Here is a 21,797-nt window from a genome sequence, read left to right as displayed (position 1 = left end):
ACACGAACCACTCCACGGAGCCTTTAATGGCCAAGAATCTCTACATTGCGCCCACATCCCTGAATTCGGGGCTGACCTCTGTCTGCCTGGGGCTGCTCCGCGCCCTCGAACGGGTGGGCGTCAGCGTCGGATTTTACAAACCATTCCGCCAGTCCGTCCATCAGGGCGAGGCCCATCATAATGGTGGCGAAGACACGTCGGTTGCATTCGTTCGTGCCCGCAGTCATCTTGAACCACCCGAGCCCATGAACCTGAAGGAGGCCCAGAAACTCCTCAATACCGGCAAGGCCGACCAACTGCTTGAAACCATCGTTGGTGAATACCAGAAGGTGGCCAATACCGTTGATGTTGTCATCATCGAAGGTCTGGTGCCGGACCGGAGTGAAGCCTATATCGCAAGACTGAACGTGGAAGTGGCCCGCAACCTGGGCTCCGAAGTGATTCTGGTCAGCACTCCCGGCAACACAGACCCGCAAACCCTCGACGAAGAACTGGAATTCTATGCCAGGTTGTTCTCGAGCCCCTCTGACCCGGAAGTGATCGGCGTGGTCCTCAACAAAGTGGGCGAACCCGAACAGTCGGGATTTACCCCCAGGGTAAACTCCCGGGCCACTGAAGAAACGATAGATTATGGCCAGGCCTGCAGGGTATTCAGCCAGGGTCGCTATCGGCTGCTGGCGACCATTCCGTGGCAACCGGAGCTTCTGGCGTCACGGGTGTCCGATATTGTCCGCGAAATGAAGTGCGAGGTACTTCATGAGGGCGAGATGCACAGCCGGCGGGTTCAGAAGGTAACTGTCAGCGCCCGCACCATCCGCAATATGGTGGATACGCTGCGACCGGGCACACTCATGGTCACACCGGGAGACCGCGAAGACATCATTGTGACCACCGCGGTAGCCGCACTCAATGGCGTGCCCCTGGCCGGCCTGATGCTCACCGGGGGACTGATGCCCGACGACCGGGTGATTGATCTGTGTCGCCGGGCCCTGGAAACCGGACTGCCGGTGATGAAAGCCGAGACCAATACCTATGAAACGGCCCACCGGTTAGCCAACCTGTCACCGGCGATCCCGGTTGATGATCCCGGGCGGATCGAAAAGGCCATGGAGGCAGTGGCAACCCGCATCGACGCCGAATGGCTCAGGGAACACCTGAAAGTGGAGCGCCAGAGCCGGTTATCGCCACCCGCCTTCCGCTATTTGCTGTCGGAGCGAGCCAGGGCAGCGGCCAAACGCATCGTGCTGCCTGAAGGTAATGAGCCTCGCACGGTACAGGCAGCGATCATCTGCCATCAACGCAAGCTGGCGCACTGCATCATGCTCGGTGACCGTAATGATATCGCCAACGTGGCCCGTTCCCAGGGCCTCGATTTACCTGATGACATGGAGGTGGTTGACCCGTCCGAGGTTCGCGGGGACTATGTTGAGCCCATGGTCAGGCTCAGGAAGCACAAGGGCCTGACCCCAGACATGGCCGAAGCCATGCTGGAGGATAACGTGGTGCTCGGAACCATGATGGTGGCCGAAGACAGGGCCGACGGGCTGGTGTCCGGTGCAATACACACGACCGCCAATACGGTTCGGCCGGCAATGCAGCTGATCAAGACCCACGACCACGCAAAAGTGGTGTCCTCGGTCTTCTTTATGCTGTTGCCACAGCAGGTGGTCGTCTATGGTGATTGCGCCATCAATCCGGATCCGAACGCGGAGGAGTTGGCGGACATAGCCATCCAGAGCGCCGGTTCAGCAGAGGCTTTCGGTATTGAACCGGTGGTGGCAATGATCAGTTACAGCACCGGCAAATCCGGCAGTGGCAAGGACGTGGATAAGGTAAGGGAGGCCACCAGAATCGCCCGGGAAAGGCGCCCTGACCTGCTGATCGACGGCCCCCTGCAATACGATGCCGCCGCCATAGAGAGTGTCGCCAGAAGCAAGGCGCCGGACAGCAAGGTTGCCGGCAAGGCCACGGTATTTATCTTCCCCGACCTGAATACCGGCAACACCACGTACAAGGCGGTTCAGCGGAGCGCCAACGTGGTCAGTATTGGCCCCATGCTCCAGGGCCTGAGAAAACCGGTCAATGATCTTTCCCGGGGTGCACTGGTGGAAGACATCGTCTTTACCATTGCCATTACCGCGGTACAGGCCAAACAGGTTGAGGACGCAGGGCTGATCTGACCGATCAGCCCTGCCCACGGCAGGATCAGCGTTTCTTGCTCTTCATTCTCGCTTTCTTCTTCACCGGCCGGCCTTTTTTCAGGTCGTTGTCCTGCTTTACCTTCTGGCGGGGTGTCAGGCGGCTCACCTTGTTGGCGAACGGGTTCTCACTGGAGCGGAACTCAAAACGAATGGGTGAGCCGTTTACCTTCAGTACCTTGCGGAACGTATTCTCCAGGTAACGCTTGTAGGCTCCCGGCAAGGCATCCGTCTGGTTACCGTGCACCACAATGACCGGAGGGTTGGAGCCACCCTGATGGGCATAACGGAGCTTGATACGCCGCCCCTGCACCAGGGGAGGCTGATGCTGCGCAGTGGCATCCTGAAGGATGGCCGTGAGGCGATTCGTCGGCCATTTTGCCATGGCGGATTCGTAACAGTCATGAACCGAATCGTACATGACGCCAACGCCGGAGCCATGAAGTGCCGAAATATAATGCTTGTCGGCGTAATCGAGGAAGTCCAGGCGACGTTGAACCTGTTCTTTCACCCGTGCCTTGTCTTCGGGGTCCATGCCATCCCATTTGTTGATGGCAATGACCAGGGAACGGCCCGCATCCAGCACGAAGCCGATCAGGTGAAGATCCTGGTCCACCAGCCCTTCCCGGGCATCGATAACCAGAATGACCACATGGGCATCGTCAATCGCCTGCAGCGTCTTGATGATGGAGAACTTCTCAACCGTTTCGCTGACGTTCTTGCGACGGCGCACACCCGCCGTATCAATGAGCGTGTACTGACGATCCATACGCTCGTAAGGGATGTAAACGCTGTCCCTGGTGGTACCGGGCATGTCGAACACCACAACCCGGTCCTCACCCAGCATGCGGTTGACCAGCGTGGATTTGCCCACATTCGGGCGCCCGACGATACCGATCCGGATACCGGGGTAACGATCCGCCCTGTCCTGGGCTTCCCGCTCCTCCTCCGAGGGCAACAGCTCCTCCAGCATCGAGCGAATGCCCCGGTTGTGGGACGCAGCAATCAGGAAGGTTGACTGGAAACCGAGTCCGTGGAAATCCGAGGCCGCAATATCCGGGTCCTGCCCGTCGGTCTTGTTGACCACCAGGTGTGCCCGTTTACCGGTTTTGCGCAAATGGTCTGCGATAAGCTCGTCACCACCATTCAGGCCGGCCTTGCCGTCCACCAGGAACAGCACGATGTCGGCCTCTTCAACCGCCTGCATGGACTGACGGGCCATTTCAGCATCAAGACCTTCCTCGCCCCCCGTGAGGCCGCCGGTGTCGATGACAATAAACCGCTGGCCCTCGTAATTGCCCTCACCGTATTTACGGTCGCGGGTCAGACCGGGGAAATCCGCAACAAGCGCATCCCGGGATCGCGTCATCTGGTTAAACAGTGTCGACTTGCCAACGTTGGGACGCCCGACAAGTGCAATTACAGGGGTCATAATCTTTCGCTACACAGTGAACAGGGCCAGCGCTTCACAGCGAGATGGCCGGAAAGGAGCGCTCAGTCGCGCTCCCGGATTTCAAGAACAGACATTTTACCGCTATTGCCGTAAACCAGAAGGTTTCCGTTCTGCAACCGCTGGAAAGGCACCCTCAAACCCTCGTCGTCAAATTCCAGTTGACCCTGAAGGCTGCCGTCTTCCAGTGATAACATGTGAATATAGCCCTCGTAGTCACCAACCAGCAGGTAATCATCGAAGACGATTGGCTGGGTAGGCTGGCGCCAGGACAACTTGTCCTGAACCCACAGTTCACGCCGGTCGTTGCCCCGGTACGCGGTAATGTCGCCATTGGCACCGGCAATGAAAATTTTACCGCCACCAATCATGGGTGACTGCAGGCTGGAGGCCTTGCGGCTCCAGATTTCCTGGCCGCTCTGCAGGTCAACCAGGGCCAGTTTGCCCTGATAGCCAACCACCATGGCCGCGCTTTCCAGAATCAGTGGTTCTCCGGCAACGTCCACCAGCCTTTCCAGCTCGGTCCGCCCCTGGGGCTGACCGACGTCATATTGCCACACTGGCTGTCCGGTCTCCGTGGAGATGGCCATCAGTTTGCCGTTCGCCAGTGACGCCAGAACCAGGTCGGCGCCAACAAGCGGCGACGCGGCAGCCCGCATGGAAAGCACAGGTACATCGCTGTCGTACTGCCAGACCTTCTCGCCGTCACTGGTATTGAATGCCAACACCTTACCGTCAATGGTCTGAACCACCGTAAGACGACCATTTGACTGGGGTGAGGCCAGCGCTTCGTTTGGCAGTGACTGCTCCCAGAGCTCGGTGCCGTCCTGCCGAGACAGTGCTTTTAGCTGGGCATCGCGGGTGACAAGGTATAGGTTACCCTGATCACCACCTATGCCGGCGCTGATGTCCTCTTCAAGGTCCTGATACCAGGCCACCTCTCCATTTTCAGGATCAACAGCCCAGATCTCACCGTCGGCCGATGCGGCATAGATCGTATTACCGGCATTCAGCGGCGCCAGATAGATGAAATTGTCATCATGGCCATCACCGACGTTCATGGTCCACACGTTCTTCAGCTCGACATTCGCGGAAATCTCCGGAACCGGCGCGGGCTGTTCAAAGGTATCCGTGGAGCTGCAACCGGCCAGCAACGCCAGAACCAGCAGGCCAGCCAGTGGAACGCAACGTATCTGCCCGAAAGACAAAATGGGCATCAGGCACCCTCCCCTACGCCGAGATCCGACAGCTTCAGTTCAAGAATGCCGCTACGGCCCTGCTGAGTCTGTTCACGGGCTGCCAGGTAGGCATCCCGTGCACCTTCACGATCTCCCTGAGCAAGCAGAATATCCCCTTTCAGCTCGGTGAATACGGCACTGAAACTGCCGGCATCGTCCACACTCTCAAGGGTGCTCAGGGCCTCGTCATACTGCTCTGCCGCAAACTGGGCACGCGCCAGCCGGTTACGGATGACCAGCGCCAGCGGGCCGGATTCGTCCGCTTTGTCCCGGGCCCAGGTCAGGGATTCTATGGCCGCCCCGGCATCATCCTGATCCATGATCTGTTGCCGGGCCAGCATCAGCATGCCGTAGATGGCGAAGGCACTGTCGCTGTATTCATCCCGCAGAGTCTCCGCTATGTAGGCCACGGTTTCGGCACGGTTCTCGTCACTCTCATCGCTGTAGGCGTTAATCAGGTCGGCAAACTGGGAGGCAGCTTCTGTCCGTTGCTGCGTCTGATGGTTCTGCCAGGCCTGCCAGCCGAATACGATGGCCAGTGCCGCCGCAATACCGATCAGGAGGGAGCTGCCGTTTTTCTTCCACCAGTCCTTTATTGCCTGGACCGTTTCTTCCTCAGTACGAATTTCAGCCATGGTGACTCCTGTAATAAATGATATTTGTGCCTGTCGCCCGTCGACCCGCCATCAGCGGGCCAGCAAATTTTCCAGTGCGCCCGCAAGTTCAGCTTGGGCAATCTCCTGTTGGGGTTCATCAGACCGCAGAGGTTTCAATGCGGCCGTGCCGTTTGCCAGTTCGTTCTCACCCAGGATCACGGCGTACCGGGCCCCACTACGGTCTGCCTTTTTCATCTGGCTCTTGAAGCTGCCGCCGCCACAATGAACCATGATCCGGGCTTCGGGCAAGGCCGAACGCAGAGTTTCACCCAGTGCCAGCGCGGGTGCCACCGCTGCATCGCCCATGGCCGTCACATACACATCCACATTGCCGTTGGCACTGGAGGGAACAAGATCAAGAGTCTCCAGCAGCAGAATCAGCCGCTCAAGGCCCAGGGCAAAGCCCACGGCAAAGGTGGGCTTGCCACCGAGCTGCTCTACCAGCCCGTCGTAACGGCCACCGGCACATACGGTTCCCTGTGCGCCGAGACTGTCGGTAATCCACTCGAATACGGTTTTGCCATAGTAATCAAGCCCGCGCACCAGTCGCGGATTGACAGTGTACGCGACACCGGCCGCGTCCAGCAGCGCGCGAAGTGTCCGGAAGTGCTCCACAGATTCCTGGTCCAGGTAATCGTCCAGACTGGGAGCATCCTCCAGCAGTTGCTGAGTCGCGGGATTCTTGCTGTCCAGAATCCGCAATGGGTTGGAGGACAGGCGGCGCTGGCTGTCGTCGTCCAGTTGATCGCGATAATCGGATAGGTAGGCCACCAGGGCTTCCCGGTATTCACGCCGGGCGGCGGATGTGCCAATGGAGTTGATCTCCAGCCGGGTATGCTCTCCCAGCCCGAGCTCACGCCAGAGCCGGGCGGTCAGAATCAGCAGTTCCGCGTCAATATCCGGCCCGGCCATGCCAAAACATTCCACGCCAATCTGATGGAACTGACGATAGCGGCCCTTCTGTGGGCGCTCGTGACGGAACATCGGCCCGGTATACCACAGGCGACGGGTCTGGTTGAAAAGCAGGCCATGCTCTTCCGCGGCGCGGACACAGCCCGCAGTACCTTCCGGACGCAGGGTCAGGCTGTCGCCATTGCGATCCTCGAAGGTATACATTTCCTTCTCGACGATATCCGTCACTTCACCGATCGAGCGTTTGAACAGGTCGGTCTGTTCGACCACCGGCATGCGGATTTCCTGGTAACCGTATTGCGAGAGTACCCGCCTCACCGTGTCTTCCACAAACTGCCAAACCGGCGTCTGTTCTGGCAGGATGTCGTTCATCCCGCGAATTGCCTGGATCTTAGCCAAGTTACTACCTTATCTGTTTCAGTGATTTGGCGATCTGCACTCAGTCTGTCGAGCGGGTAATGATCGCGTCTTCCTTTTCCTTGCGACGGGCAACTTCCTCGCGGATCAATCGCTCCAGGTCGTCGGTCAGATTGGCATTATCGAGTTTCTGGTTGGGCTTGCCGGACATGTAGAACAGGTTTTTCGGGCTGCCGCCGGTCAGCCCGAGATCAGCCACCTTGGCCTCACCCGGCCCGTTAACGATACAGCCGATAATGGCCACATCCAGTGATTCGTTCACATCTTCCAGCCGGGCCTCCAGATCATTCATGGTCTGGATAACATCGAAATTCTGGCGAGAGCAGCTGGGGCAGGCAACGAAATTGATGCCGCGACTGCGCAGACGAAGGCTCTTGAGGATATCAAAGCCGACCTTGATCTCCTGCACCGGATCCGCTGCCAGCGATACCCGGATTGTGTCGCCGATACCGTCCATCAACAGCATGCCCAGGCCAATGGACGACTTGACGGTACCCGACCGGAAACCACCGGCCTCGGTGATTCCCAGATGAAGCGGCTGTTCAATCTGCGCGGCAATCTGGCGATACGCGGCCACGGTCATAAACACTTCGGAGGCCTTGAGGCTGACCTTGAAGTCCTGGAAGTCATGCTTGTCGAGGATGTCGATGTGGCGCATGGCGGATTCCACCAGCGCTTCAGCTGTCGGCTCACCGTACTTACGCTGCAGCGCTTTTTCCAGTGACCCGGCATTCACCCCGATGCGGATCGGAATGTTACGGTCACGGGCGGCACTGATCACGGCACTGACACGGTCATCGCGGCCGATATTGCCCGGGTTGATCCGCAGGCAGTCGACACCGAGTTCAGCAACCCTGAGAGCAATCCGGTGATCAAAGTGGATATCGGCCACCAGCGGCAGAGAGACCAATGAGCGTATTTTGCCAAAAGCCTCGGCCGCATCCATGCTGGGCACGGATACCCGAACGATGTCAGCACCGGCCTCCTGCAGCGCACGGATCTGGCCGACAGTTGCTTCCACGTCGCAGGTGTTGGTATTGGTCATGCTCTGAACAGCAATCGGAGCGTCGCCACCTACCGGAACATCTCCCACCATTATCTGGCGGGATTTACGTCTTTTGATCGGAGATTCGTGATTCATAGCCTGCTAACCAGGGGAAAGTGTGTTCGTAACTGTCAGATATCCAGCGTAAATTCTGCACGATTATTGACAACCCGGAAACCGGACATGTTTACCGGCTCCCCGTCAAAGCGTATGGATTCGATCGCATCAACCGCGCCCACGATGACCTGGACAGGTACCCTGCCAGACACATCGATTCGGTCACCCTCCCGCTGCAGGGAACCCACGAGGCGGTTACCCGAAGAGTCCGTCACCTGCACCCAGCACTCATCGCTGAATGACATTTCCAGACGGGCACTACTGGCTGTCTCGCCGGTTTGGGCGCTCTCTTCCAGTGCTGGCTCGGTGTTGCTGGTTACCACGGGTATCCGGCTCGGGTCAGGGTCATCAGAAGAGGATGAATCTGTTTCCGGCGTTGATCTGTCTGCCTCACCGGACTCGCTGGCTGTCACCAGGGGGATCTCTTCCAGATCAGCAGAAGGCTCTGCTTCGCTCACGCCAGCATTGGAGGAATCATCCTCTGCGAGATCGTCCTCCGCCGCACCAGCTTCGGATTGGCCGGCAGCTACCTCGGGTTGTTCTTCAGTGTCACTGCTCCCTGCGGAAGATTGACTGTCAGGCTCTGGCTGCTGCTGCCCGGATTCCGGTTCTGGCTCCGCTGGTTCGCTCATATCGGATGCGGGATCGGCGCTGCCTGCATCCTCATCTGTCGTACTGGTATCCATGGTATCCAGGAAACGAAGACCAATGAACGCCACAAAGGCAATAATGAGGATAAAAAAGAGAAGTTTTGCCACCCGGCGTTTCTGGCGCCTGCGACGTTCAATATCAACCAGGGGATTCAACTCTTCCGCCTGTGCTTTCTGTTGGCGCAGGGGTTCAAGTTCCTCGTCAAGGGTTGCAATCACGGCATCCGCGTCAAGACCCACCTGTTTTGCATAGGTTCTGACATAGCCCTTGAGGAACAGTTCACTGTCAATCTGTTCGTAGTCACCATCCTCAATGGCATGGATCACCGCTGGTCGCAGGTGCTGTGCGTCAGCCACAGCCGAGACACTCAGCCCCTTCTGCTCCCGCGCGCGCCTGAGTTGCCGGCCCGCGGGCTCACTCACCACTGGCTGTTGTGCGTCATCACTGTCCATTTGACGTCATCACCCTGTATTGTTGATATTCGACAGAGTTCGGAAAGTTGTTCTTCAGCTGCAATCCGAGACTTGATGCCTGATCCCGGTCACCGAAATGGTTAGCAATACGAATTCCGGTATAAAGGCTTTCCGGTGAATGGCGAAGGTTTCTGTTCCGCTGCATCAGGGACATAAGGCGACTGTAGTGGCGGGACGCCGCCTGATATTCACCCGACTCTACCAGTGTGCGAGATAACGCGAGCAGCGACCTGGCGTCGCCGCGGGACAACTCGACCGCACGACGATAGGCCTTGATTGCGCCCTCAAGATTATCTACCCGCTCCTCGGTAAGCCCGAGATTGAAAAATACCGATGCCCTTTCACCGTAACCCGTATCTCTGGACGCAGCGAGGAACTGGTCGCGGGCATCTTCAAACCGACGTTCACTGTAGAGAAAGGCGCCATAGTAGACCCGCCCACGGGTGTAGTCCGAATCACTGCTCAGGGCATCCTTGAAGGATCGCTCTGCCAGTTCCGGCTCGCCCTCCGATTGATACACCATGCCCATGGCGGCCAGAGCACCCGGGTTGTCCGGGTCAAGTTCCAGGGCACGGTCGAGGTGATTCCGCGCCCGATCTGTGTTGTCCTGACCGATATAAGCCGTTGCCAACTCAACGTAATTCTTGACCGCCTTGTCGCGATCGGCTTCCCGGGCGAACCGGCTATCGGTGTTGGTCACACAGCCTGTGACCAGCAATGCCAGCAATACCATGGCAAATACAGCCCGTACCTTAGTCACTGGTTCAGATGTCACAGTTGGCGATTCCTCTCGTATTCGGGGGTGAGAGCCTCACCCGGATTCATGGACTGACCTGGTGCACCTGTATGTAACGCTGACTCCTCCTGGTCCGGTCTTCTACCCGGCCAACGAGTTGTCCGCAAGCGGCATCAATATCATCCCCTCGGGTAGTCCTTACGGTTGCAATATAGCCTGCCTCGTTCAGGACCGCCTGGAAACGACGGGTGGCATTCATGCTCGGCCGCCGGAAATCGCTCTCCGGAAACGGGTTGAATGGTATCAGGTTGATCTTGCAGGGCAGCCCCCGCAAAACCACCGCCAGCTCCCGCGCATGCTCCGGCTGGTCGTTCACACCTTCAATCACCGTATACTCGATGGTGGCCTTTCGCTTGTCTGGCAGACGCGCCAGATAGCGCCGTGTTGCCGCCAGCAATTCCGCAATCGGGTACTTTTTATTCAGCGGTACCAATTGGTTACGCAGTTCATCATTGGGGGCATGAAGTGAAATGGCCAGTGAAACATCGGTAACTTCCCCCAACCGATCCAGCGCCGGAACCACCCCCGAGGTACTCACCGTAACCCGCCGTTTGGAAATACCGTAGGCCAGGTCTTCCATCATCAGGTTCATGGCATCGACCACGTTGTCGAAATTCAGCAGCGGCTCTCCCATACCCATCATCACCACATTGGTGATCGGACGATCCGGGCCGGGCTCGAACGGCATGAATGCCTTGCGGGCCACCCAAACCTGGCCGATGATCTCGGCCGCGGTCAGATTACGGTTGAACCCACGCTTGCCGGTTGAACAGAATGTGCAATCCAGGCTGCAGCCAATCTGGGAGGAAACGCACAAGGTACCGCGCTCACCGTCGGGAATCAGCACGGTTTCGACACTGTTGCCGTTATCCATGCGCATGACCCACTTGCGGGTGCCATCCTTTGACGACTCATCGTAGACCACCTCGGGCCCGCGAATCTCGGCCACTTCCTTCAGCTTTTCCCGCAGCACCTTGCTCATATTGGTCATTTGATCGAAGTCATCGGCACCTCGCTGATGAATCCACTGCAACACCTGTGTTGCACGGAAACGCTTCTCCCCCAGGGATTCGAAGAAAGCCTCCATCTTGGCCTTCGGCATTCCCAGAAGGTTGGTTTTCTCAGCAACAGCTGTCATTGAATAACCTCGATCAGATAACCAATCCGGGCCGGAACTGCTTCCGGCCCGGGACAGTGAACTCAGCCCCTCGGGCAGATTTCGCTGTCGTTGAAAAAGTACGCGATTTCACGCTCTGCTGAAGCAGCGGAATCTGAACCGTGAACGGCGTTGGCATCGATGGACGATGCGAAATCGGCGCGGATGGTGCCGGCTTCGGCTTCTTTCGGGTTGGTAGCGCCCATCAGGTCACGGTTTTTCAGGATAGCACCTTCACCTTCCAGAACCTGAACAACGACCGGCCCGGATGTCATGAACGCAACCAGGTCATTGAAAAACGGACGCTCCCTGTGCTCGGCATAGAAACCTTCCGCCTGCTCCTGGGTCAGATGCATCATCTTCGCGGCAACAATGGTCAGGCCTGCCTTTTCAAAACGGGTGTAAATCTCACCGATCACATTTTTTGCAACTGCGTCGGGCTTGATAATCGAGAGCGTGCGCTCATTTGCCATGATCTGTCTCCATTCAGGTTCAGAAAAATTTCAGGGTTGGGATTATACGCAGTCCGGAGGCAACTGCCTACCGCACTGAACGGAGACGGGTAACAACGTCAACGATTTGCGCAGCAGCGAAGTCAACCTCCTCCGGTGTGGAAAAACGCCCGAAAGAAAACCGGAGGGCCCGGTGAGCCTGCTCATCATCCAGCCCGATACCTTTCAGCACAAATGACGGCTCGATGGTCGCCGAGGCACAGGCAGAGCCGGATGAAACTGCCAGCTCCCTCAGCCCCAGCATCAGTGACTCCGCATCCACTCCGTCGAATGACAGGTTGATAATGCCCGGAACCCGGTGCCGGTCACTGCCGTTAAGCGCCACGCCATCAAGGCTTTCAAGCCCTTGCAGAAAGCGATGGCGCAGGTCTTCCAGCAAGGCCTTGTCCTGCTCAAGCAGTTCACTGGCCAGCTCAAATGCCTTACCCATGCCCACGATCTGGTGGGTTGGCAAGGTACCAGAGCGCATTCCCCGCTCGTGACCGCCACCGTGAATCTGGGCCTCGATCCGCACATCCGGCGAGCGGCGGACATAAAGCGCCCCGATACCTTTCGGGCCATATACCTTGTGGCCAGACAAGGAAAGCAGATCAACCGGCGCAGTGCTGACATCCACTTCGGTTTTACCGGCTGCCTGGGCCGCATCCACATGAAAGAGCACGCCGCGCTCGCGCAACAGGGTGCCTATCGCAGCGACGTCAGTCTGACAGCCCAGCTCGTTATTCACCATCATCAGGCTTACCAGCACCGTATTATCCCGGAGTGCGCTTGCCACCTGATCCGGTGCAATACGCCCATCACTCCCCGGTTTGAGCCAGGTAACACTGACACCCTGCTGTTCCAGCCATTTACAGGTATCCAGAACCGCCTTGTGCTCAACGACAGAGGTCACAATATGGGGGTTGTCACGACCGGCCACTGCGCCCTTGATGGCCAGGTTATCGGATTCCGTGGCGCCGGATGTCCAGACAATTTCCCGTGGATCAGCATGAATGAGACCGGCAACCTGCCGGCGGGCACCCTCAACGGCGGCCTCAGCCTGCCAGCCATAGGCATGGGTACGGGAAGCGGGATTACCGAAAACGCCATCGAGCGTGAGGTATTTGCACATTTCTTCGGCAACAACAGGATCCACGGGCGTTGTCGCCGCATAATCCATGTAGACAGGCTTTTTCATAGGATTTTCAGGAACTTCGTTCAGGCCGGCGCCTGATCCGTGAGGCGCTCGGTGTTAATCGTCTGTGAATCGCCTTCGGAATGGCGCCTGTTCTGCCGACTGGCAACCACCTGGATCTCCCGCTTCCTCATCAGGTCACCGAGGCTGATGTCGCTCAGAAACTGATGGATCTGCTCACTGAGATCAGACCACAGATGGTGGGTCAGGCATTTCTCGCCATTCTGGCAATCACCCTTGTTACCGCACCGGGTGGTATCCAGGGATTCGCTGACCGCATCCACGACCTCCGCGATAAAGACGGCATCGGGTTCGCGGCTCAGCCGGTAGCCACCACCTGGCCCCCGGATACTGGTCACCAGCTTGTGACGGCGGAGGCGGGAAAACAACTGCTCGAGATACGAGAGGGAAATCTCCTGCCGGGCAGAAATATCTGCCAGACTGACCGGCCCCTGGTCCCCGTGAAGGGCCAGATCCAGCATAGCCGTCACCGCGTAGCGGCCTTTGGTAGTCAGTCTCATAATGTCAGCCCCGGTCAGGGATTGATTAGGCTTTAACAGAGCCGAGTATGAATTGACCTACCATTTCAGTCAAGTATTCACCGCTGGGTGGGCTCATCGTCCCGCACGCAGTCAAAATCCTCCTCGTGCAATGGCGGCAGTTCTCCGTTCTGATACTCACTGTTCACCTTCCTGAGTGCCTTGCACATATTCTCGATCCGGTCGTCTACCGCATGCATGTGATCCAGCAGGCTGCGCATGGCGCGGGCAACGGGATCCGGCATCTCTTCGGTCACACCATAGGCATCGAACCCCATGCGCTCTTCCATTTCCTTGCGGCGAACGCTGTCTTCATCCTTACGTTTGACCACCACACGTCCGGGAATACCAACCACGGTAGCCCCCTCCGGAACCGCCTTGGTGACCACCGAATTGGAGCCGATTTTCGCGCCGGCCCCAACCTCGAATGGCCCGAGAATCTTCGCACCGGCTCCCACTACAACACCATCGCCCAACGTGGGATGCCGCTTGCCCTTGTTCCAGCTGGTGCCGCCCAGGGTTACGCCCTGGTAAAGCGTCACGTCGTCGCCAATTACCGTGGTTTCCCCAATGACCACACCCATACCGTGATCAATAAAGAAGCGACGGCCGATGGTGGCGCCGGGATGGATCTCGATACCCGTCAGCCACCGGGCAATCGTCGAGAAGGTACGGGCCAGCCACTTGAGCCCGAGATTCCACAGCCAGTGGGAGAACCGGTGACACAGGAGAGCATGAAGGCCCGGGTAGTTGGTCAGAACCTCAAAGGTGTTACGAGCTGCGGGATCGCGATGAAACACACTGTTCACATCTTCCCTTAATCGTTGAAACATAACCCTATTCCTGTTCACCGGCTGTGGAACCAGCCTTTGAAGTTGTTGATCCGGTGCTGTCCCTGCCAGCGGTTTTCTGCACAGCTGTCAGGACGCCCCGAAGAATGCTGATTTCCGTCTGATCCAGTTTCGCTCTCTGGAACAGGCGGCGCAACCGCGTCATCAGCAGACCGGGCTTCTCACGGCGATGGAAATCAACGTCCACCAGAACCTGTTCGAGGTGCTCGAAGAAACCCTCGACATCCCGGACCGGTGCCGGAGGCACATCCCAGCCCGGGTCACCGGGCGCCGCCATGGGCTTGAGATATGGGCTGCCGTCGCCACCTTCAAGCCCACGCAGATAATGCATGCGCAATTCATAACACATCACCTGAACCGCCATGGAAAGATTCAGGGAACTGTAGTCAGGATTCGAAGGAATATGGATGTGGAAGTGGCAGCGCTGCAACTCCTCGTTACTCAGACCATGATTCTCGCGGCCGAATACCAGGGCTACCGGCCCGGCACCGGAATGCTCCGCTGCCTTTGCTGCGGCATCCGGAGGTGCAATAACCGGCCAGGGTACCTTGCGGCCACGGGCACTGGTACCCATCACACAGACGCAGTCGGCAATCGCTTCATCAAGCGAAGCGACAACCCGCGCATTATCCAGAACATCCGAGGCGCCCGCCGCACGGGCATAAGACGTTTCATCCGGGAAAGACGCCGGATTGACCAGCCAGAGACTACCCAGCGCCATGTTTTTCATCGCCCTCGCAACGGCTCCGATATTGCCGGAATGAGAGGTTTCAACCAGAACGATCCTGATCTGGTTGTCAAAGGTGTCGGTGCCCTCCTGGGGCATCGCTGACTTGTGCATGGCGCTCGTATCTCTTCAGAAATCCGCAAAGGCGCGCATGATAGCAGATTTCACCACGGCCCTGCCTCTCCGGAAAAGCCCCGATACAGCGCCATCAGTGACATTGCGGAGTCGAAAAACGTACAAGCAACGGCAGTTTTTGATATGCTATGCGCCCTTCACACACCCGGATAATGAACACTCAGATGCAACCAGCTATTAAAATGGCCCTGCGCGTCGCGCGTCAGGGGTCCGACTATCTGAAAGCACACTTCGAACGCCAGGAACCCAATGGCGACCGCGAAGACCGCCGCAAGCAACTGGAGCGCGTCGAGCAGTCGGTTTACGACAATTTTTCCGAGCAGCTCGAAAAGGCCTACAAGGACCACGTGATCGCACCGCTTAACGAAGCGGACGCCGACGGCAATGACAAGAGCTGGCACATATTTCCCGTACTCGGGCGTGAAAACTTTTTGCGTGGCATTCCGGATTTCGCACTGGCACTGCTGCAGAAAAAGAACAACCGCACCGAGAATCTGCTGCTGATCAATCCGATCACCGGTGAAGAGTACTCCGCCAGCCGTGGTCACGGCGCTGCCCTGAACAGCCGGCGCGTACGCACCAGCGAAGTCAAGCACGCCGACCGCGCGGCCGTGGTCAGCAATCTGCTGGACCAGACCCGCCATGGAGATGACCCGCTGATGTGGGGCGAAATGGCTTCCCTTCTGGCCCGCGACAGCAGCATGTTCCGCACTGCCGGTTGCGTTGCACTGGATATTGCCCGGGTTGCTTCCGGCCATCTGGACGCTGCGGTTATATTCCGCCCGGAGCCAGCAGATCTTGCCATCGGCGTTACCCTGGCGCTGGAATCCGGCGCCCTGACCGGCGACTTCTCAGGCAACCCTTCAACCGAGAAGGCCAAACAGCTCATTGTTGCCAACCCCAAGCTGTTCCGTGAAGTTCTGAAAGTCCTTCATCCGTTCCGGGGTCGTTTGCCGCGCTGATTCCGCCAGGCACAAAAAAGCCGCAACACCTTCCGGGGTTGCGGCTTTTTTTTACCTGAATGAATTACATCCGGTTAAGCCATTCGGGTGGTTGCTCTTCTTCCTGTTCCTGCCCGGCCAGGCCTTCCTTCGGCGGCACAATCAGATCCTCACGGGCAACACCAAGTGCGATCAGCATGTTGGCGGCAACGTAAATGGACGAATAGGTACCCACCACAACGCCGATGATCAATGCCACCGCAAAGTTGTTAATGGCCTCGCCACCAAAGAAATAAAGAGCCAGAAGAACCACAAGCGTGGTACCGGATGTATTGATGGTCCGGCCGATGGTCTGATGGACAGACTCATTGATCACATGCTGGGAGTCTCCCTCCCGCATCTTGCGGAAGTTCTCGCGAATCCGGTCCGCCACAACGATGGTGTCGTTGAGGGAATAGCCGATAACCGCAAGCAGTGCCGCCAGCACGCTCAGGTCGAATGTCCACTGGAACAGTGAAAATACGCCAAGCACGATGATCACGTCGTGGGCCAGCGGCACCACCGAGGCAATGCCAAACTTGAACTGGAAACGCATGCCAACATAGATCAGCACAACCGCCAGGGCGATCAACATCCCCAGGCCACTGTCTTCCTTGAGTTCTTCTCCCACCTGGGAGCCAACGAACTCCGAACTGACCAGTTCTAGTTCTTCACCGGAGGCTTTCAGAGCTTCGGTTACCTCTGTAGCCAACTCATCGTTGCCAGTCTCGGCCAAGCGCACCAGAACCGTGGTATCAGAACCGAAATTCTGCACCACGAACTTCTCGTACCCCGCCTCTTCAAGGGTTTCACGAACATCGTCCAGCGGTGGCGCTTCCTGATACTCAACCTCTACCGAAGTGCCTCCGGTAAAATCGAGCCCGAGATTCAGGCCACGTGTCGCCAGCAGTGCAATAGCAATGACCACCAGGGCAATGGACAGAACGGAAGCGATCTTCCGAAAGCCCATGAAATCAATTGGTTTCTTCTCAGCTTCAGACATTGGCCAGCTTCCCTCCGATCGACAGCTTTTCGATCTTTCGACCGCCGTATACGAGATTTACGATGCTGCGACTGACCATCAGCCCGGTGAACATCGACGTGAGAATACCGATGGACAGCGTTATCGCGAACCCTTTCACCGGGCCGGAGCCCATGGCAAACAGGATCACCGCAACCAACAAGGTGGTTATATTGGCATCGAAAATTGACACAAAGGCCCGGGAGTAACCGGCATTAATGGCCGACTGTGGTGGTATCCCGGCCTTCAATTCTTCCCTTATACGTTCGAAGATCAACACGTTGGCGTCGACCGCTATACCAACTGTCAGCACAATACCGGCTATACCCGGTAGTGTCAGTGTTGCTGACAGAATCGACATACAGGCAACCAGCAGCGTCAGGTTAAGTGTCAGGGCAATGTTGGCAATCATGCCGAAGCCACGGTAATAAATCGCCATGTAAGCCAGCACAAGCACAAAGCCCAGTAACACGGACATCATGCCGGCATCTATGTTCTTCTGCCCCAGGCTCGGGCCGATGGTCCGTTCCTGAACAAAATACATCGGTGCGGCAAGGGAGCCCGCTCGCAGCAGCAGTGCCAGTTCCGACGCTTCCGGAATTGAATCAAGCCCGGTAATGCGGAAGCTGCTGCCCAACGCCGACTGGATTGTTGCAAGGCTGATGATGCCTTTCTCTACAACCCGTTTGTCAACGGTCTTGGTTTCGCCATCCTCAACCACTTCTTCCGTTTCCGTGCGGTACTCGATAAACAGCACCGCCATGCGACGACCAATGGCATTGCGGGTTGCCCGGTTCATCAGGTCACCGCCCACCGAGTCCATGCTGATGTTGACCTGCGGCGTGCCGTTTTCGTCGAACGCCTGCTGGGCATTGGAAACGTTGTCACCGGTGACAATCACATCACGCTCGAGGCGGGCATCGCGATTGGGCTCGTCACGAAACTCGAACTTTTCAGTGTTGGCGGTGGACTCGTCCTGCCGGGCCTCAAGGCGGAATTCCAGATTGGCGGTGGCACCAAGCACACGTTTTGCGGCTGCGGTATCCTGGACACCTGGCAGCTCGACGATAATCCGGTCCGCGCCCTGACGCTGCACAAGCGGTTCCGCCACCCCGAGTTCGTTGACACGATTCCGTATGGTGGTCAGGTTCTGCTCAATGGCGTAGTCCTGGATTGACTGGATTTCCGATTCCGACAGGGTGAGAACCAGACGGTACTCGCCGTCCTCACCCTGCTCTTCGTCCATGGTGAACTCGTCGTACTGGTCGCGGACCAGGCTGAAGGCTTCACTGCGGGAATCTTCATCGCGGAAGATAAGAGAAATGGAACGATCACCTTCAACATCCCCGCCGCGATAACGCACGCGCTCATCCCGGAGTTCCCGCTTGATCTGGCTCGACATCGACTCCAGGCGCTGCTCAACCGCCGTTTCCATATCCACCTCCAGCAGGAAGTGAACACCACCTCGAAGATCCAGGCCCAGCTTCATGGGCCCGGCTCCCAGGCTTTTCAGCCAATCCGGGGTGGAAGGAGACATATTCAGTGCTACCAGATAATCCTGTCCAAGTGCGTCCTGGACGATCGGCCTTGCCTTTAACTGGTCTTCGGCACCGGTCAAACGGATCAGGGCATCCCGATCCTGCATCTCGGAAGCCTTGATCTCTATACCCTCTGCTTCGAGCGCATCAACCGCCCTTTCCAGGATTCTCTGATCAACATCGGTGCTGCTCCGGGCACCGGTAATCTGCACGGCATAGTCGTCAGGAAACACATTGGGTAAGGCATAGATAAACCCGATCGCGAGCGCAATCAGGATGATCAGATTTTTCCAGAGTGGATACTTGTTCAGCATGGGGGCCCTTTAAGCCGGCCCAAAGACCGGCTGTGAAGTTTCAGCTTGGCAAATTCAGACCTGAGTCGAAAACCGGTCGATCAGATGTCCTTCAGAGTTCCTTTCGGAAGTGCAGCTGCTACAGCAACTTTCTGAACCTTGACTTCAACGTTATCGGCGACCTCGACCACGATAAAATCATCGCTGACCTTGGTGATCTTGCCGGCCATGCCACCGGAGGTAACCACTTCATCACCTTTGTTCAGGCCAGCCATCAGTGCTTTATGCTCTTTTGCACGCTTGGACTGCGGGCGCCAGATCAGGAAGTAGAAAATCAGAATAAAGCCGGCGAAGAAGATCACCTGCCCCATCACGCCCATGCCCTGGGCACCGGGATCCTGTGCCATGGCCAGTGCCGGCATAACAGCAAAGAGCGCAGCAACAAGTAACTTGATCGATTTCATTGATTATCTCCGTTTGATAAGAAAAGTTCAGATAGCGGTTCACAACCGGCACGCCCCGTGGTTACTGCGCCATTGGCGGCACCGTTTCACCCCGGCGGGCGTAGAAGTCACTAATAAAGTCCGACAATGTACCTGCTTCAATTGCGCCACGCAATCCGGCCATCACGTTCTGGTAGTAACGCAGATTATGAATGGTGTTCAGTTGCGAGCCGAGCATTTCTCCACATTTATCCAGATGATGCAGATAACTTCTCGAAAAATTGTTACAGGTATAACAGTCACATTCAGTATCCAGCGGCGAGGTGTCATGACGATGTCGCGCATTGCGGATCTTCACAATGCCGGTGGAGGTAAACAGATAACCGTTACGGGCATTCCGGGTGGGCATTACACAGTCGAACATATCCACGCCACGGCGAACTGCCTCTACCAGGTCTTCCGGTCGGCCAACGCCCATAAGGTAACGGGGGCGGTCTTCCGGCATCTTTGGTGGCAGGTGGTCGAGAATACGGATCATGTCCTCTTTGGGCTCACCCACAGACAGGCCACCGATGGCGTAGCCATCGAAACCGATATCGGTAAGCCCCTGCAGTGAACGTTCTCTCAGGGACTCATACATGCCACCCTGCACAATACCGAACAGTGCCGCCGGGTTACCCGCGTGCGCCTCTTTGCTGCGCTCAGCCCAGCGCAGGGACAGTTCCATTGACTCATTGGCCTGCTTCTCCGTGGCCGGGTAAGGCGTGCACTCATCGAAGATCATGACGATATCCGAACCCAGGTCACGCTGGACCTGCATAGCGATTTCCGGTGAAAGCTCCACCGGTGAGCCATCCACCGGTGAGCGGAAGGTTACTCCCGCCTCGGTTATCTTGCGCATTTCCCCAAGGCTGAACACCTGGAAGCCACCGGAATCGGTCAGGATCGGCCCCTGCCACTGGGTAAAATCGTGCAGATCGCCATGAGCCTTCACCACCTCGGTGCCTGGCCGTAACATCAGGTGAAACGTGTTACCCAGAATGATTTCCGCACCAATGTCCTTGATGTCCCGTGGCAACATTCCCTTGACAGTGCCGTAGGTGCCCACGGGCATGAAAGCCGGCGTTTCTACCGTGCCACGGGGAAAGGTCAGGCGTCCGCGCCGGGCACGGCCGTCTTCCCCAAGCTTCTCGAAAGACATAAAGCACTGGTCTGTCATGATTCTTCTCCGGATTCCGGATGCCCTTCCCCGGCATAGCATTTGAGAGCGCCCAGACTGGGCTCCTGCCCGGTAATGAACATGGCATCACCGTAACTGAAAAAACGGTATCGTTCCGCAACGGCGTCGCGGTAGGCGGACATCACATTCTCATAGCCTGCAAAAGCGCTGACCAGCATGATCAGCGTTGATTCCGGCAAATGAAAGTTGGTCACCATGGCATCGACACACTGGAACCGGTAACCGGGGTATATAAAGATATCCGTTTCGCCCCTGAACGGCTTGAGCACCCCGCCCCGGCTGGCCGACTCCAGCGAGCGCACCGAGGTGGTTCCTACCGCAACCACACGGCCACCCCGGGCCCGCGCCGCCTCAACGGCGGCGACGGCTGCTTCCGGAACATGGGCCACTTCGCTGTGCATTATATGGTTTTCAATCTGTTCGACCCGCACGGGCTGAAAGGTACCGGCGCCCACATGAAGCGTTACAAAAGTACTTTCAATACCCCGGGCCGCGAGCTTCGCGAGAATTCCTTCGTCGAAATGCAGCCCCGCTGTCGGGGCCGCCACGGCACCGGATTCTTTCGCATAGACCGTCTGGTAACGCTCCCGGTCCGTGGATTCGTCCGGGCGGTCAACATAAGGAGGAAGGGGCATGTGCCCGATGCGATCGAGCAGTTCGAGCAAAGGCTCGCTGCTGTCACATACCAGATGAAACAGGGCATCCTCCCGCTGCTTCATAAGCATCGGAGTCCCGTCCTCCAGAAGGATACGCTGCCCCGGCTTCAGCGCCTTGGACGCCTTCACATGGGCAAGCAGTTCATGTTCCCCGAGCAGTCGCTCCACCAGCACTTCCACCTGGCCGCCGGTTTCTTTCCTGGCGAATAACCGGGCCGGTATGACTCTGGTGTTGTTGAAGACGAGCAGGTCCCCGGGCTGAAGCAGGTCTGTCAGGTCAGCGAATTGCCGATGGGCAACGGTGCCGGACAAACCATCAAGGCTCAGCAGACGTGATGCGCTTCGCTCTTTGAGTGGATACCGGGCGATGAGTTCATCCGGCAGTTCAAAGTGAAAATCGGAGACATTCATTGAATGGACTGTTCAAGACACCGCATTGAGCGGCTTGTTAATGGTAGCGGCGGGCGGACTCGAACCGCCACGGGTTTTACCCCAACGGATTTTGAATCCGTCGTGTCTACCAATTTCACCACGCCGCCATCGGAGAGTGTGGGGGATTATACTGAGGTTGATTCTGAA

The 21,797-nt window shown here is 57.5% G+C and carries 20 protein-coding genes and 1 tRNA gene; 2 read left to right on the top strand and 19 right to left on the bottom strand.

Annotation, left to right across the window (positions count from 1 at the left end; translation table 11 throughout):
* The first annotated feature begins 26 nt into the window (after positions 1–26).
* A complete protein-coding gene (pta, locus tag HLUCCO03_RS16015) occupies positions 27–2,180 on the top strand; it encodes a phosphate acetyltransferase (protein ID WP_027831841.1) in 2,154 nt (717 codons plus the stop codon).
* A gap of 25 nt (positions 2,181–2,205) precedes the next feature.
* Here pta and der read toward each other — a convergent pair whose 3' ends face one another.
* The 13 genes from der to trmJ form a co-directional block, all read right to left on the bottom strand.
* Positions 2,206–3,630, bottom strand: coding sequence for a ribosome biogenesis GTPase Der (der, locus tag HLUCCO03_RS16010; protein ID WP_027831840.1), 1,425 nt, complete (start codon positions 3,628–3,630; stop codon positions 2,206–2,208).
* Positions 3,631–3,692: 62 nt separating this feature from the next.
* The gene (gene bamB / locus HLUCCO03_RS16005; RefSeq protein WP_027831839.1) at positions 3,693–4,865 is read right to left on the bottom strand and encodes an outer membrane protein assembly factor BamB; all 1,173 of its coding nucleotides are present in this window, start codon (positions 4,863–4,865) and stop codon (positions 3,693–3,695) included.
* Positions 4,865–5,521: a tetratricopeptide repeat protein gene (locus tag HLUCCO03_RS16000; protein ID WP_027831838.1), complete on the bottom strand. Its 657-nt coding sequence runs from the start codon at positions 5,519–5,521 to the stop codon at positions 4,865–4,867. The genes bamB and HLUCCO03_RS16000 overlap by 1 nt, the downstream gene beginning before the upstream one ends.
* 51 nt (positions 5,522–5,572) lie before the next feature.
* On the bottom strand, positions 5,573–6,853 hold the full coding sequence (gene hisS, locus HLUCCO03_RS15995) for a histidine--tRNA ligase (protein WP_081813536.1): 1,281 nt from the start codon (positions 6,851–6,853) through the stop codon (positions 5,573–5,575).
* A 40-nt stretch (positions 6,854–6,893) separates the two neighbouring features.
* Positions 6,894–8,012 carry a flavodoxin-dependent (E)-4-hydroxy-3-methylbut-2-enyl-diphosphate synthase gene (gene ispG, locus HLUCCO03_RS15990; protein WP_027831836.1) on the bottom strand — a complete coding sequence of 373 codons (1,119 nt, stop codon included), beginning with the start codon at positions 8,010–8,012 and terminating at the stop codon, positions 6,894–6,896.
* Positions 8,013–8,047: 35 nt separating this feature from the next.
* Entirely contained in the window at positions 8,048–9,136 is a 1,089-nt protein-coding gene (locus HLUCCO03_RS15985) for a RodZ domain-containing protein (protein WP_027831835.1), read from the bottom strand.
* Positions 9,126–9,890 (bottom strand): type IV pilus biogenesis/stability protein PilW, encoded by a 765-nt coding sequence (gene pilW, locus HLUCCO03_RS15980; protein WP_036197438.1) that lies wholly within the window; start codon positions 9,888–9,890, stop codon positions 9,126–9,128. The genes HLUCCO03_RS15985 and pilW overlap by 11 nt, the downstream gene beginning before the upstream one ends.
* A gap of 88 nt (positions 9,891–9,978) precedes the next feature.
* On the bottom strand, positions 9,979–11,091 hold the full coding sequence (gene rlmN, locus HLUCCO03_RS15975; RefSeq protein ID WP_027831833.1) for a 23S rRNA (adenine(2503)-C(2))-methyltransferase RlmN: 1,113 nt from the start codon (positions 11,089–11,091) through the stop codon (positions 9,979–9,981).
* A 62-nt stretch (positions 11,092–11,153) separates the two neighbouring features.
* Positions 11,154–11,582 carry a nucleoside-diphosphate kinase gene (gene ndk / locus HLUCCO03_RS15970; RefSeq protein ID WP_027831832.1) on the bottom strand — a complete coding sequence of 143 codons (429 nt, stop codon included), beginning with the start codon at positions 11,580–11,582 and terminating at the stop codon, positions 11,154–11,156.
* Between the two features lie 67 nt (positions 11,583–11,649).
* Positions 11,650–12,798, bottom strand: coding sequence for an IscS subfamily cysteine desulfurase (locus HLUCCO03_RS15965; protein ID WP_027831831.1), 1,149 nt, complete (start codon positions 12,796–12,798; stop codon positions 11,650–11,652).
* Positions 12,799–12,818: 20 nt separating this feature from the next.
* A complete protein-coding gene (gene iscR / locus HLUCCO03_RS15960) occupies positions 12,819–13,316 on the bottom strand; it encodes a Fe-S cluster assembly transcriptional regulator IscR (protein WP_027831830.1) in 498 nt (165 codons plus the stop codon).
* Between the two features lie 77 nt (positions 13,317–13,393).
* On the bottom strand, positions 13,394–14,200 hold the full coding sequence (cysE, locus tag HLUCCO03_RS15955; protein ID WP_292016744.1) for a serine O-acetyltransferase: 807 nt from the start codon (positions 14,198–14,200) through the stop codon (positions 13,394–13,396).
* Complete coding sequence (gene trmJ, locus HLUCCO03_RS15950; RefSeq protein WP_081813534.1) at positions 14,172–15,026, bottom strand: tRNA (cytosine(32)/uridine(32)-2'-O)-methyltransferase TrmJ; 855 nt, start codon at positions 15,024–15,026, stop codon at positions 14,172–14,174. Before trmJ ends, cysE begins: the two co-directional genes overlap by 29 nt.
* 185 nt (positions 15,027–15,211) lie before the next feature.
* Between trmJ and HLUCCO03_RS15945 the strand changes: the two genes are divergently transcribed.
* Positions 15,212–16,009, top strand: a complete 798-nt coding sequence (locus HLUCCO03_RS15945) for an inositol monophosphatase family protein (protein WP_027831828.1) — start codon at positions 15,212–15,214, stop codon at positions 16,007–16,009.
* A gap of 64 nt (positions 16,010–16,073) precedes the next feature.
* Here HLUCCO03_RS15945 and secF read toward each other — a convergent pair whose 3' ends face one another.
* From secF to HLUCCO03_RS15915, 6 genes are all read right to left on the bottom strand, one after another.
* Complete coding sequence (secF, locus tag HLUCCO03_RS15940; RefSeq protein WP_027831827.1) at positions 16,074–17,030, bottom strand: protein translocase subunit SecF; 957 nt, start codon at positions 17,028–17,030, stop codon at positions 16,074–16,076.
* Positions 17,023–18,900 carry a protein translocase subunit SecD gene (gene secD / locus HLUCCO03_RS15935; RefSeq protein WP_027831826.1) on the bottom strand — a complete coding sequence of 626 codons (1,878 nt, stop codon included), beginning with the start codon at positions 18,898–18,900 and terminating at the stop codon, positions 17,023–17,025. The genes secF and secD overlap by 8 nt, the downstream gene beginning before the upstream one ends.
* Positions 18,901–18,980: 80 nt before the next feature.
* Positions 18,981–19,286 carry a preprotein translocase subunit YajC gene (gene yajC / locus HLUCCO03_RS15930; protein ID WP_292016743.1) on the bottom strand — a complete coding sequence of 102 codons (306 nt, stop codon included), beginning with the start codon at positions 19,284–19,286 and terminating at the stop codon, positions 18,981–18,983.
* A 118-nt stretch (positions 19,287–19,404) separates the two neighbouring features.
* The gene (gene tgt, locus HLUCCO03_RS15925) at positions 19,405–20,523 is read right to left on the bottom strand and encodes a tRNA guanosine(34) transglycosylase Tgt (RefSeq protein WP_027831824.1); all 1,119 of its coding nucleotides are present in this window, start codon (positions 20,521–20,523) and stop codon (positions 19,405–19,407) included.
* 14 nt (positions 20,524–20,537) lie between these two features.
* Complete coding sequence (gene queA, locus HLUCCO03_RS15920; RefSeq protein WP_027831823.1) at positions 20,538–21,629, bottom strand: tRNA preQ1(34) S-adenosylmethionine ribosyltransferase-isomerase QueA; 1,092 nt, start codon at positions 21,627–21,629, stop codon at positions 20,538–20,540.
* Between the two features lie 41 nt (positions 21,630–21,670).
* Positions 21,671–21,757: transfer RNA gene (locus tag HLUCCO03_RS15915), tRNA-Leu, on the bottom strand.
* Between the last annotated feature and the right edge of the window lie 40 nt (positions 21,758–21,797).

Origin of the sequence: Marinobacter sp. HL-58 (assembly GCF_001314605.1) — a bacterium.
In the GTDB taxonomy this organism is placed as follows: domain Bacteria; phylum Pseudomonadota; class Gammaproteobacteria; order Pseudomonadales; family Oleiphilaceae; genus Marinobacter.
Note: the sequence above shows the minus strand (reverse complement) of the source record. Positions and strands in the feature narration are given on the sequence as shown.